The sequence below is a fragment of the Microcoleus sp. K5-D4 genome, from assembly GCF_036704575.1.
Taxonomy (GTDB): Bacteria; Cyanobacteriota; Cyanobacteriia; order Cyanobacteriales; family Microcoleaceae; genus Microcoleus.
Genome location: NZ_JAUBSD010000116.1, coordinates 1 through 13392, shown reverse-complemented (window position 1 = coordinate 13392; position 13392 = coordinate 1). Strand labels below are relative to the sequence as shown.

The 13392-nt window shown below is 45.7% G+C and carries 10 protein-coding genes and 1 pseudogene; 3 read left to right on the top strand and 8 right to left on the bottom strand.

All coding sequences use genetic code 11. From position 1 onward, the window contains the following. From QUA77_RS26100 to QUA77_RS26085, 4 genes are all read right to left on the bottom strand, one after another. Positions 1 to 767, bottom strand: a 767-nt coding sequence (locus tag QUA77_RS26100; RefSeq protein WP_333453424.1) for a DapH/DapD/GlmU-related protein, incomplete at its 3' end; no start/stop codon positions are given. Between the two features lie 117 nt (positions 768 to 884). Next, entirely contained in the window at positions 885 to 1190 is a 306-nt protein-coding gene (locus tag QUA77_RS26095) for a EutN/CcmL family microcompartment protein (protein WP_006635057.1), read from the bottom strand. 263 nt (positions 1191 to 1453) lie between these two features. Beyond that, on the bottom strand, positions 1454 to 1795 hold the full coding sequence (locus tag QUA77_RS26090; RefSeq protein WP_006635058.1) for a carbon dioxide-concentrating mechanism protein CcmK: 342 nt from the start codon (positions 1793 to 1795) through the stop codon (positions 1454 to 1456). A 96-nt stretch (positions 1796 to 1891) separates the two neighbouring features. Beyond that, positions 1892 to 2203 (bottom strand): carbon dioxide-concentrating mechanism protein CcmK, encoded by a 312-nt coding sequence (locus QUA77_RS26085; RefSeq protein ID WP_006635059.1) that lies wholly within the window; start codon positions 2201 to 2203, stop codon positions 1892 to 1894. Positions 2204 to 2826: 623 nt separating this feature from the next. Here QUA77_RS26085 and QUA77_RS26080 point away from each other — a divergent pair. After that, positions 2827 to 4701, top strand: a complete 1875-nt coding sequence (locus QUA77_RS26080; RefSeq protein WP_333039567.1) for an NAD(P)H-quinone oxidoreductase subunit F — start codon at positions 2827 to 2829, stop codon at positions 4699 to 4701. A gap of 144 nt (positions 4702 to 4845) precedes the next feature. Here QUA77_RS26080 and QUA77_RS26075 read toward each other — a convergent pair. Beyond that, positions 4846 to 5457 (bottom strand): annotated as a pseudogene (locus QUA77_RS26075) (Uma2 family endonuclease). Positions 5458 to 5585: 128 nt separating this feature from the next. Here QUA77_RS26075 and QUA77_RS26070 point away from each other — a divergent pair. After that, positions 5586 to 7100: an NADH-quinone oxidoreductase subunit M gene (locus QUA77_RS26070; protein ID WP_333039569.1), complete on the top strand. Its 1515-nt coding sequence runs from the start codon at positions 5586 to 5588 to the stop codon at positions 7098 to 7100. A 174-nt stretch (positions 7101 to 7274) separates the two neighbouring features. Further along, complete coding sequence (locus QUA77_RS26065) at positions 7275 to 8441, top strand: CO2 hydration protein (RefSeq protein WP_333039571.1); 1167 nt, start codon at positions 7275 to 7277, stop codon at positions 8439 to 8441. A gap of 349 nt (positions 8442 to 8790) precedes the next feature. Here the strand turns inward: QUA77_RS26065 and QUA77_RS26060 are convergent, their stop codons facing one another. The 3 genes from QUA77_RS26060 to QUA77_RS26050 form a co-directional block, all read right to left on the bottom strand. Further along, a complete protein-coding gene (locus tag QUA77_RS26060) occupies positions 8791 to 9510 on the bottom strand; it encodes a PHP domain-containing protein (RefSeq protein WP_333039572.1) in 720 nt (239 codons plus the stop codon). Positions 9511 to 9909: 399 nt separating this feature from the next. After that, entirely contained in the window at positions 9910 to 12327 is a 2418-nt protein-coding gene (locus QUA77_RS26055; RefSeq protein WP_333453422.1) for a bifunctional serine/threonine-protein kinase/ABC transporter substrate-binding protein, read from the bottom strand. A 169-nt stretch (positions 12328 to 12496) separates the two neighbouring features. Then, positions 12497 to 13258 (bottom strand): ZIP family zinc transporter, encoded by a 762-nt coding sequence (locus tag QUA77_RS26050; RefSeq protein ID WP_333453420.1) that lies wholly within the window; start codon positions 13256 to 13258, stop codon positions 12497 to 12499. Between the last annotated feature and the right edge of the window lie 134 nt (positions 13259 to 13392).

Genomic DNA, 13392 nt, shown 5'->3' with positions numbered 1-13392 from the left:
CGGAAGCGGCGTGCGTCGGCGTGTTCGGCTCCCACGCTGTATCCTTGGGCTAGTAAATTGCGGATGCTATCGGCAAGAGTTGAACTCAATTGGGTGCCGGCATGGGTAGAATATTTGGTTTGAGTCATATTTGGGTTTTTAGTTTGCTCGTTGCGAATTGGTGCTAGACAGGCGATGTTCTCAGCGCAGCGATAACCCGTTCTCAGAGCGTCATTGATGCCGATGACATGGGTCGCAAATTGAATGTCAGAATCTTGAACGTCAGGCAAGCGATCGGCTTGCTTCTGATTAGTGATGATGGCTCCCGAAGGTACGTACTTACCGGGGGGAATCTCCACATCTTTAATTAGTACGTGCATCATGACAATGCAGCCGTTCCCCACTCTGGCATTGAACACCGTAGAGCGAAAGCCGATAAAGCAGTTGTCGCCCACGTATGCCGGGCCGTGAATTAAACTCATGTGGGTGAGGGAAGTATTTTTCCCCACCCACACAGAATAGGATTTGTCGTCGTCTCCTGTGACTCGGCCTTGTTCTAGGCCGTGAATCACTACTCCGTCTTGAATGTTGCTTCCTTGTCCGATATAAAAAGGAGTGCCTTCATCGGCGCGGATAGATGTCCCGGGGGCAATCATCACATTAGAACCGATATGCACATCCCCAATAATATTAGAAAAGGAATGTACGAAGGCGGTGTCGTGAATTTGGGGCTCAGCCAAGTTTTTCGACCAAGGCGTCGGGGGAGCCGCAACGTTGCGGACTGCCATAAATTAAGTTCTCCTAAGCTGAAAAATTTTTTGTTAGTTGTTAGTTGTTAGTTGTTAGTTGTTAGTTGTTAGTTGTTAGTTATTTTTCCACTAACTGTTAACTGCTAACGGTTGCAACTAGCCGTACGGGTCGTCTTTTTTACTGTAAATGAGGCGGTTTTCTACATTGACAGTATCTATAATGCCTACTACTAGAGCATCGATCGGACGGTTTTCGCTTCCGGGCGCGATCCGGGCTGCGCTGCCTCGGGTTACTAAAACCCATTCATCTATACCAGCGCCCACACAGTCAGCGGCTACCTCATAGCCGGGAACTGGCGAACCTTCCTCATCGATGAATTGCAGCAGTAGAAATTTCGATCCTCTCAGTGTCGGCTCTTTTTGGGTACTGACAACTGTGCCGAGAACTTTGGCCATTTGCATTTTAGGTAATAGGTAATAGGTAATTGGTAACTGTCATTTTTACACTGTCACTTGTCTTTTTTTAATTAGCTCTGTCCTCAGTCCGCTGTCCGCTTTTTAGAGCTTCGTCTAGTAACTAATGACTTATGACTCATGACTCATGACTAATAACCAATATCCCATACCCACCTCAATTAAAAATTAAAAATGCTAAATCAAAAACAGCGCGATTTTTAATTTTTAATTTTTAATTACCAAACGCCCCTAACAGCCGATCGCCTATCTTATGATCTGTTGAGGGGGCGAATGCCGCTAACGCCTTCACGGAACTGTTCTACAGCTTCCGTGTAGCGAATCGGCAGCACGTACTCTAAGTTTTCGTGAGGGCGGGCGATAATGTGGGTGGACATCACTTGTCCGCCGTTAACGCGCTTCACTGACTCTACTCCGGCTGCGACAGAAGCTTGCACTTCCGAGACATCTCCTCTTACAATGACCGTAACCCGAGCGCTACCGATTTTTTCGTAGCCTACCAAGGTGACGCGGGCTGCTTTGACCATCGCGTCAGCGGCTTCTACCACTGCGGGGAAGCCTAGGGTTTCGATCATGCCAACTGCAATTGCCATTGGTTTTACTCCTGATTGAATATTTGGGGAACTAAACAGTTAATTTTTGACGATCGCACAAATTTTCCTTTAACGAAATTTTTGTGCGCTAAGAACTTAGTAGCCTCGGAACTGTTCTACTGCTTCTGTATATCGAATCGGCAGAACGTATTCTAGGTTTTCGTGGGGGCGAGCGATGATGTGGGTAGAGACGACTTCTCCGCCGTTCACACGCTTGACGGATTCCACTCCTGCTGCGACTGAGGCTTGGACTTCCGACACGTTGCCGCGCACAATTACGGTAACGCGGGCGCTGCCGATTTTTTCATAGCCCACGAGGGTAACGCGGGCAGCTTTGACCATAGCATCGGCAGCTTCCACCACAGCGGGAAAACCTTTTGTCTCAATCATTCCCACGGCAATTGACATTTTTGAATCTCCTTTGAGGATGAGCGAAATTACCGTTACAAATCTTTGAGAAATCTAAAAATTTGGACGGGGAGGCCCACATTTTTTAGTAATGCAGTGTAAAGCTTCCTATCCTATAAGAATAGGGGAATCTGTCCACCTTGACAATATAAACTAACATCATAATGTTTAATAACAAAAATTAAAATTTTTTATGTTACTTAAAATAATTTAATATTTATTTAATAATCTTAATATTTAGAGGGGTAGATACCGAGAGCGAGGGGGGATTAAAGTAAGTAATAATACTCATAAAGTAGAGTTCGGTATGTGAAGTCGGAGCTAATCACTGCCGGAAAAATTGGGGATTTCAAAAGGGGGATCGCAGGGAAATCGGCAAAAAAGGCAGTCTTGGCCCATCGGCAGGCATTTTTTTCTTTGAGTGCCTCTTCTACTAAGCAAGTAATTTTGTGTTGAGAGAATTCTCAGTTTAGATGCTTTAATGTATAGTGAATCTTGGGTGCAAATTATTTTGCCAGAACTATACGATCGGGTTTAGTCAAAGTTTTAGGGTATCACGCGATCGCCCGCAACTGTTTTTGTATAAAGGCAGCCCGTAATTTCAAGTTTAAGGGATAAATTAAATGACTCAATTTCTCCTCCAAGCCTGTTGGTGGGTACCTTTATATGGCTTAATAGGCGCAATTTTAACTTTGCCGTGGTCTACGGGAACCGTTCGGAGAACAGGCCCGAGGCCTGCGGCTTACTTCAATTTGCTGATGACGGTGTTGGCTTTCCTGCACGGGTCAGTTATTTTTACAGCGACTTGGGATCAACCGCCCCAACAGTTGCTCGTCCACTGGGTGCAAGCAGCAGATTTAGATTTGTCTTTTGCAATAGAAATCTCCACGGTCAGCGTCGGAGCAATGGAGTTAGTTAGTGTTCTGAGTTTGCTAGCACAAATTTACGCTCTAGGCTACATGGAAAAAGACTGGGCGCTAGCTCGATTTTTTGGGCTGATGGGTTTTTTTGAAGCGGCAATTAGCGGCATTGCCATTAGCGACTCGCTGCTTCTAACTTACGCTTTGTTGGAAGTGCTGACGCTTTCAACTTACTTGCTAGTCGGGTTTTGGTACGCTCAACCGCTGGTAGTAACAGCCGCTAGAGATGCGTTTTTAACCAAGCGTGTAGGAGACGTGCCACTGCTGATGGGAGTAGTGACGCTTTCAACTTTAGCAGGAAGTTTGAATTTTTCCGATTTGGAAACATGGGCTGAAACTGCAACTTTGTCTCCTGTAGTCGCCACTCTTTTAGGTTTGGCTTTAATCTCCGCACCTACGGCCAAGTGTGCTCAATTTCCCTTCCATCTATGGCTCGACGAGGCGATGGAAGGGCCCAACCCGGCTTCGATTATGCGGAATACGGTAGTTGTAGGCGCTGGGGCTTATGTTTTGATTAAACTTCAGCCTGTTTTAGCGCTTTCGCCGATCGCAGATGCGGTGCTGGTGGTTTTGGGTGCGGTGACGGCTGTTGGCGCTTCCTTGGTAGCGATCGCCCAAATCGACATCAAAAGAGCACTATCGCATTCTACCAGCGCTTCTTTGGGTTTGGTGTTTATCGCCGTGGGGCTAAATCAAGTTGACATTGCTTTGCTGTTGCTGTTCGCGCACTCGATCGCCAAAGGTCTATTATTCATGAGCGTCGGGTCAATTATTACCACAACTAACACTCAAGATTTAACAGAAATGGGTGGGTTGTGGTCGAAGATGCCTGCCACGACTACGGCTTATTTAGTAGGCGCTGCGGGGATGGTAGCGCTGTTGCCTTTGGGGAACTTTTGGGCGATGCGGCGCTGGCTCAACGGTTTTTGGACTGTGCCTTTGTGGCTGGTAATAGTGCTGCTTTTAGTTAACGGTTTGACAGCGCTAAATTTAACTCGCATATTCGGTTTAGTGTTTGTGGGAAAACCGCAGCCGAAAACTCGCAGAGCTCCAGAAGTTGGTTGGCCGATGGCTTTGCCGATGGTAATTTTGACGGTAATGGGGCTATTAGTTCCTTGGATGTTGCAGGAGTGGCAACTATTAATTAGTTGGACTGGGCCTTGGGCGGAAACGGGAGATTTTGATGCTTTAAATTTGCTTTTGAAGACGCTGGATACGCCACTGTTGTTGTTATCTGGGTTGATTGGCGTTGCGGTTGGGGTGGCGATTTATTGGTACGGGGTATTACCTCGACCGGTACGGCTGCCGGTGCCGGCGTTGCAGGATTTGTTTGCTTACGATTTTTATATCGATCGAGTTTACCGCTTGACTGTCGTTTGGGCTGTGGCTTTTATTTCTAAAATCAGCGCTTGGACTGATAAGTATGTGGTGGATGGGGCTGTGAATTTGTTCGGTTTTGCCACAATTTTCAGCGGTGAAGGGTTGAAGTACACTGGCACTGGTCAGTCGCAGTTTTATGTGTTGACTATTGCGGGGGGGGTTGCTGTGTTGCTGGCGTTGATTATTTGGCAGTTTTAAACTGTAGAGGTTTGCAGATGAATTTTTCGGGGTTTGTCTGCTTTTGGTCTGATGTTATTTAATTTTTAACCGCAGATGAGGGCGGATGAACGCAGATGAACGCAGATGATTTTAGTCTGGCTTTGTCTGCTTTTTTATCGAGTTTTATTCAAAATCGATCGGCCATAATTCGGTCACTGGAACTTCCCAACCTGGCAAAAGTTCGGGAATTGAAATCATGTCGCCGTCTCTCAATACCATTGGCTCGGCTATCGGAGTGTAAATTGTTACTGTATGCTTGTCTGGGTCGATTAATATTCCTACTTTGGCTCCGAGTTCGATGAATGATAAAATTTTTTCTCGGAGGGGTTTGAGGCGATCAGACTGAGATTTGATTTCTACCACTAAGTCGGGAACAAGTTCGGCAAAATACCTTTTACTTTGTTTGAGGCGATCGGCTACCACAAACGAAACGTCCGGTGCTGTAAGATTTGAATTGGGGAGAATAAACCCGCCGCTGGACTCAAACACTCGTCAGAGTTTGCGGGGTTTGACCCAGTTACGCAAAAGACTGCCAAACTCAAGTCCAATTTCGCTCGATACAATGTCTGATGGGCCCATAACGATAATCTTCCCGTCTACCAGTTCGAGTTGGTAGTCTAGATGTGCTTCGCAGAGTATACCTTGCAGTTCTTCCAAGTCGGCAACGGTGAGGCGGGTGGAAGGAGAACCGGATTTAATTTGCAAATCTTCTCGATCTGTAAGACTTGAGGTCATAGGAGGATTCCAGAGACATTTGAATCTATGTTAACAAGAAAATTAGCCGATCGCTTTTATATGTAGTTGCTTTGCGTTAATGTTAAATATAGCTCTAAATACTGTGTAACAAAGGAAAGTTTTAATTGATGCTCAGTGCTTTAATCTGGATACCAATGTTGGCTGCTGCCCTGATTGGGCTCTGGCCCGGTTCAGTGAGTTCTAAAATAGTTCGGAATGTCGCGATCGCCATTGCGGGTATAACTTTTATTCTCTCGGTGATTTTGGCAGTTCAGTTTGATGCCAGTACCAGTCAGTTGCAATTTTCGGAATTTATTCCTTGGGTAGATGTTTTGGGATTGAATTACAATCTCGGTGTTGATGGTTTGGCTCTGCCTTTGGTAATTTTAAATACTCTGCTGACAGGAATAGCTATTTACGCTACGGATGAGTCGATCCGCAGACCTCGACTTTATTATTCTTTGATTCTGTTAATTACCGGCGGCGTAACAGGGGCTTTTTTATCTCAAAATTTGCTGCTATTTTTCCTGTTTTTTGAGGTAGAATTGATTCCGCTTTACCTGTTAATTGCGATTTGGGGAGGCGAGCGCCGGGGTTACGCTGCTACTAAGTTTTTAATCTATACTGCATTTTCGGGAATTGTGCTGTTGGCTGCTTTCTTGGGGACTGGTTGGCTTAGCGGTGCTTCTAGTTTCGATATGGTTGGTGCAGCGGGCGCATCGCATTTGCAAGGAGGATTGCCATTGCCTTTGGTAAGGCAAATTGTTTTGCTGGCAGGGGTGTTGCTGGCTTTTGGAATTAAGATGCCTTTGGTGCCTTTTCATACTTGGCTGCCGGATGCTCACGTAGAAGCTTCGACGCCGGTTTCGGTGCTGCTGGCGGGGGTGCTTTTGAAGCTGGGAACTTATGGGATGCTGCGCTTTGGTTTGGGTTTGTTTCCCGATGCGTGGGCGGTGGCGGCACCTTGGTTGGCGAGTTGGGCTGTGGTAAGCGTGCTTTACGGAGCGAGTTGCGCGATCGCCCAAAAAGATATGAAAAAAATTGTAGCTTACAGTTCGATCGCTCACATGGGCTACATTTTGTTAGCTAGCGCCGCAGCTACTCCCATTAGTATGCTGGGAACTGTTTTGCAAATGGTTAGCCACGGTTTAATTTCGGGGCTGCTATTTTTGAGTGTCGGCGTTGTTTACAAAAAATCCGGCACCCGCAACATCGATGTGCTCAAAGGTTTATTCAATCCAGATCGCGGTTTGCCGATGATTGGCAGTTTAATGATCCTCGGTGTGATGGCAAGTGCCGGCATTCCGGGTTTGGCTGGATTTATTGCTGAATTTTTGATATTTCGGGGCAGTTTGCCAGTGTTTCCGGTGCAAACTTTCCTCTGCATGATCGGCACTGGTTTAACTTCAGTTTACTTTTTAATTATGGTCAACCGCGCCTTTTTCGGCCGCCTTTCGGATGTGGTGGTAAATTTGCCGCAAGTCCGCTGGCGCGATCGTATTCCTTCGCTGGTTTTAGCAATAATTATCGCCATCATGGGAGTGCAGCCGGGAGTTTTAGTTGGTTTGAGCGAAAAAACTGCGATCGGAATGGTAGCTAATGTGCCACCCCAAGTTAAAGTGATTGCTCAAAACTTGAAATAAAATATGACCTAGGTTCGTAGCATCGGACTTTAGTCGTATGGCAGTTTTCAATCCCATGAAATACAGCAGACGGCTGTAGGGACACGGCACTGGCGTGTCCCTACCTATTCCCTTCATCAGTGTATCCGTGTTCAAATCCGTGTCGTGCCTTCCTTCAATTCAGGTTAAATAAAAATGAAAAGTACCGTATTAAAACCCTCTTCCCATCCCCTAGCCGTATACATTGACCTCTTAGAATCAGGCAAAGCTTTACTGCCTGAGTCTACGGAAAATGTAGTTGAAGTTGTCGGCGTGCTGAAAAGTTATGGTATTGTTTTAGATGCCTATTCTCGCAATCTCAATTATATTGCAGAAGAACAGTTTTTAGTGCTTTTCCCGTTTTTTAAATATTTCAACGGAGATGTGACCGTGCCCAAATTAATGCGCTATTTATGGCACGATCGCATTAATTTTGAGTATGCTGAGTATTGCATGAGAACAATGCTTTGGCACGGCGGCGGCGGTTTGGACACTTATTTGGATTCCCCGGAATTTAGCAGTTTGGTCGAAAAAGCGATCGCGGCTAAGCTGAAAGGTAATTTTTTCATGCAAGCCCTCCACAAAGCATTTCCTGATTTTTTGCCCGAACAAGTGCGGATGCTAGCTTACTACACCGGTCTCGGTCAGTTTTGGCGAGTAATGAGCGATTTGTTCATAGACTTATCTGATTCCTACGATCGAGGAGAAACTAAGTCTATTTCTGATGTAGTTGATTTTGTCAAAGCCGGTTTAGTAGCCGCGGCCAGCCTACCGATTACCTACAGCGTCAAGATTGGCCCTCAAGTCTACGATATACTACCAGCGACGGCAAATTTGACATTTTTACCAGATGTAGCCGTGCCTTATGTAGAGGCTGTTTTCTTTCGGGGCACTGCGTTTTTTGGCACAGTTTCATACAATGCTCAAGCTCATCAAATCCCGGAAGAACAAAGAGAATTTGCCTACGGGGCTTTGTTTGCTGACCCTTTACCTATTGGAGGTGCAGGGATTCCGCCAACTCAATTGATGCAAGATATGCGGCATTTTCTGCCGGATTATTTGCACGAAGTTTATCGCACTAGCTGTCGGGGTGAAGACGATGTGCGGGTGCAAATTTGCCAGAGTTTTCAGAAGTCGATGTTTTGCGTGACGACGGCGACTATTTTGGGTTTAGCACCTCATCCCATGAATACCTCCGACCCAGAGGAAAAAAAGGCTAATCGAGCTTATTTGGAAGGTTGGATGGATCGATTTGGGAATTCTCGCTTGGATTGGGCAAATCAGCCAACTAACCGGGCCTGTCAGTTGTTCCCCGAACGGTAGAAGGGCGACTGCTATTTAGGGAGCCAGGTCTCTAGAAGTTGCAACTATATTACCTGAAAAAAGCAATTGCTTACTTTTGGATACCGAAAGCTCATCCTGGCGATCGCAATGATATCACGTCCCGTCAAATAGCCGTTATAAGGCAAGTAGTGGAAACTTCAGTCCTCAGACTTTTATTAGGACTGAAGTTTTCACTACCAAACAATTTTATAGTAGTCATTTTAGCGGACATAATATGACCTGAGAAACTGTTTGTTTTTGGGTCATTCTGATTGCTTTCATAAGAGATATATCCGCTAACGCTTAGACTGGCAATGACAGGGTAAAGCACTTCTTATTTCCCAAGTATCTAGATTCGGACTAGAAGACTTAGACCGTGAGAGTCCGTGCCACAAGTTCCCAGCAAACCATAACTTTCTGCTAAATCTTTGACTAAAGCAGTTTGTATGGGACTCGGTTTCCAAGGATTGGGATTACCGTAAGCATAGTAAATCTCTACACCGTCAATGCCGAAACGAGAGGCTTCTGGGATTAGTTTATCCGCAGTCGATCGATACCTGCAAGGATGTGCCAGAACTGCTAAACCTCCTGCTTCATGAATAGCTTCAATTACCCTGGCTGCTGAATAACAATAAGTGCCTTCAGTGCTTTTACCTCGTAGGTATGGTTTGAGACTGGGATGTTGCGGATCGAAGGCGTAACTGAGAATGTGTACCTCATTGTTGAGCAATTCGGCATTAATTTCAGCGCCTGTCCAAAGACTAGGTGCTTCGCTATTTTTGTCGGGATGGTTTAATTTCCAATTGTCCAGCCAAATTTGAGCTTTAACGTAGCCTTCGGTGCTGTGGTGGTCGGTGATAGCTAAGCCCTTGAGGCCGCGGGCTATGGCTTGTTCCATCAATTTCTCTGGCTGCAATCGCCCGTCGGAGTAGACTGTGTGCATATGAAAATTATAGGAACCCGGACAGCTATCGGCATCAATTGTCTGAAAGACTTGTTTGAGTGCTGAGATATTTTGGGCTTCTGGTTTGAGACTAGAACTTGTTGAGGAAGCGAGATTGACAGCCATAAGCGTTATTATAGAAAAAACTAACCTTGTTTAATATATCTAATAAATTGATATGTTGCACCTGTGGCAATAGTCGGCTGTAGGATTGAAACATCTGTCGGATTGTTGCGTTCGGCACAAGATATCAATTCACTCGCACATCTTGCACAATTCTCTATCCAGCATTTTATCGTCGGGTGGGGGCGAGTTTATGAGAATATTGATTTTAGGCAATTATATTTGGTAAAACTCGTCCCCGACGGTTTGTTGACAAGGCCGGAAGATATCAATTACTCCCACATATTGCATCATTCTTAACAACAGGCTTTCCGGCCTATTCCACCAAGAGTAAATTTTTTTGTGGGGTGGGCATCCTGTCCGCCCTCTACAGGTTTGTTGACAATGGCACAAGATATCAATTCAATCGCACTTTAAACCTGCAGCTGCGGCTGTGGGAAATTCGATCGGCACAAAGGTAACGCCATATATTGCTGTAGAACAGGGTACAATATGCGCTACTCGTTTGGGAGGATTTTTCCGATTTCCCGTCTTTGAGTCAAACTCAATTATACCCGTGGCTCCCTCGGCTTTAAAGTTTGGATCGGCTAAGGTTTTTTGCATTCCTTCGCGGCTGGGTTCGGGCTGCATTTCTAGGGCTTTAATCAGTGTCCGGGCGGCATCGTAGGTTAAAGCCGATCGAGTATTTACCGGGCCTCCCCACAATTTTTCCGCGTTGACAGGAAACTTTTTGTCAAAGCTTGCTAGCGGATGCCAAAACAGGGATATTCCCAGTTTTTCAATAGACTTTAACTGTTTGGCTACTTCTAGCGTTCTCGGCTCGTACAAAGTCCAGGGCCCGACAATCCAATTGCGATCGCCGTTAGCTTTTATCATTTCGATCGCATTTTCCAGGGAATTAGTGACTTGACCGTCGGGAATGACAAGTAAGGCTGTTCTTCCGGTCTTCTCAACTTTTTGGATGGCTGCTTCGGCGTTAAAATTATTTTTAGATAAATCGTAATAATTACTTAGCCTAAAAGTTGAGCCTCCTTTTGCTTCAAATTGCTTTTTGAATTCTTCCCACAAAGAAGCGCTGAACGGACTGTTGGGATTGTAAAATACTGCGGCTTTTTTCTCATCGACCAATAACAGTTGATTTACTAAAGCTTCAGCTTCTAGGCTAGTTGTCGGAGCCGTCCGAAAGAAAAATTTTCGAGGTTTTCGCGTTAGTTCTTCTGTGGTGCTTCCCGGAGAAATGGCGATTAGTTGATTTTGATTGTAAATATCTACTGTTTCCACAGTCATGTCGCTGGTGTAGTGTCCGATGACTGCTAGAATATCGGGCTGAGCGACCAGATAATTAGCCCTTTGAACGGCATAGGATTTGATATTGCCATCATCAGCAATGATGACTTTGAGACCTTTTTTCCTAATAGCTTTTGGTTCGAGAAAGCCTTGACCGGGAAAATCTTTATTGTTCTCATTTGCAGCCAGAAGACCTAAATTAACTTCGGTTTGAGCTTGAGCAATGCCACGCAGCAGTTCTTCGGCTAAATTTGCGTTGAGGATGCTGCCGTCCTGATTGCGGCGGATAGGGACAACAATTGCGATCGTGTAATATTCTGCATTTATTGCCTTCAGCAAAGCGTTGTTGATGTAAATTAAAGTTTCTGGATCTCTGCGGTCTTCCCGCCAGGACTGTTTGAGCAATTTTAAAGCTTCGGGATAATTTGAGTCGGCAAACTCATTGATTCCCCTTTGTTTTGACCACAGGGCGGAGGTTTGCACTAAGAGTTTTTCGCCGGAACTTACACCATCGGCGGAGGGTGTAGGCAGCGTTTTTCCCGGCGGGGAAATTATCGAGATTAGCGGGGAAATTCTGGGGATTAAAAATACGATCGCCCCAAAAGCTGCAATCCCCGCAACGCCGAACAGCAGCCAGCGAAAGCGCGATCGCAACTTCCCCGAAGTTTTGGGTACTTGGGGCCCTGCGACGATCGACAAATCCAAGTCTTGCAAAACTTCATCAACAGATTGGTAGCGGTCTTGAAAGTGGAAACGCACCATCTTGGTTAAAATATTTTTGAGCTTGTTGCTAACCGGTTCAGATGTTAAATAATCCCAGACAATTTCACCAGTTTCGGGGTCTTGCGGCAGATTGGTGGGACGCCGCCCGGTGAGGGCTTGAATCGCGATGATTCCTACTGCATAAATATCATTATATGGTTGCGGGAGAGACCGCGTATCGTGTTGTTCGGCAGGCATATAACCCCTGGTGCCGATCGCCTGCGAGCTGAATATTTCACCAGTAGAGTTAGAGGTAAAAGTGCCGATTTCTTTGACGGCCCCAAAATCAATTAAAACAATTTTTTGATCAGTTTTGCGCCGAATTAAGTTAAAAGGTGTAATATCGCGGTGAATAATATTTTCTTGGTGGACTGATGTTAATATTTCCAGAACTTCCCGCAACAAAGCAACAGTTTGTTGCTCATTCCACTGATCGCCCGCAGTGAGTTCTTGACTAAGCGGATGTCCTTTAACGTATTCTTGCACTAAATAAAAATGGTCTTTTTTTTCAAAGCTATCGAATAATTCGGGAATGCGCGAGTTGTTGCCGAGACGGCGCAAAGCGCTAGCCTCCCTTTCAAATCGCTTCCTTGCCCTCTCCAAGACGCGCGGATCGTTCGATGAGGGAAAAGGAATTTCTTTAACGACGCACAGAGGATTATTAGGTTGGTTTATTTGTGCAGCCGTGTAGGTTCTAGCAAACCCTCCCTGTCCCAACAAAGCGATAATTTCGTAGCTTTCGTGCAGGATATACCCTGATTCGAGACACATAAATTTTTCAACACCTCTTGAGTGGCTGCGGTCTTTAAGGTTGATTATAAGCTTTTTCCCTGTCAGATACAGCTTGGCAACATATTAAATTCGTATGTGTCTATATCAAAAACACTATAAGTGTCAGCAATTCTACATTACTTTAGTGATCACCATGGCTAATTATCAATTATCTTTCGGCTAATTTACTGAGTACAAAAGCAGCTAAAAAACCGCAGACAGTAATTAGTCCAGCAAAATCGTGAGTTTCCTCGAATGCTTCGGGAATCATAGTATCTGAGATCATGGCTAAAATACCCCCGGCTGCTACTGCGGTAGTAGCGGCTATTACTTCCGCAGAAAAGCCACTGAAAACCGTATATCCTAACAATGATGCGATACCGGAAATAACTGCGATCACGCCCCAAACTCCAAAAACGTAACCGATCGATCTCCCTGCTTTTTTCATACCGGCGGCGCTGGAGAGCCCTTCGGGAATGTTGGAAAGAAAAATTGCTGCTACTGTCACCCAACTAACACCGCCTCCAGAAATCATGCTGACACCAACGACGATCGACTCCGGTATTCCATCTAACAGCGCGCCGAGGGCGATGGCTAATCCGCCATCGCCTGACTCTGTTTTAGCTGGGTGCAATGCGCCCGATCGCTTGCGGTGTTTTGCTCCCTGTTGACTCAAAAACCAATTGGCGGCTGTGTAGACAGTAGCGCCCCCCAAAAAGCCGATCGCTGTAGAGTCGAAACCGCCGCGCTTGTAAGCTTCATCCATCAGTTCAAAGGATAGCGCTGAAATCAGCACACCAGCGCCAAAAGCCATAATTGTTGCGATCGCGCGCTGGGGAATGCTGACAAAGTAACCCACCGCCGCTCCCAGTAGCAATGCCGACCCCCCTAGTAAACCCCAAAATCCTGCCTGCAACCACACTGGAAACATCAGCCGCACCTCAAAGGAAAAAATTTTTTATCCCCGCCTAAAAATTATATATAGGACTTACGGATGGGGGCCAGAAACCGCGTTGTTTACCTAATCAGCGAAGTAAATTCCTAATAGTTAGAGTCGCTAGTGTT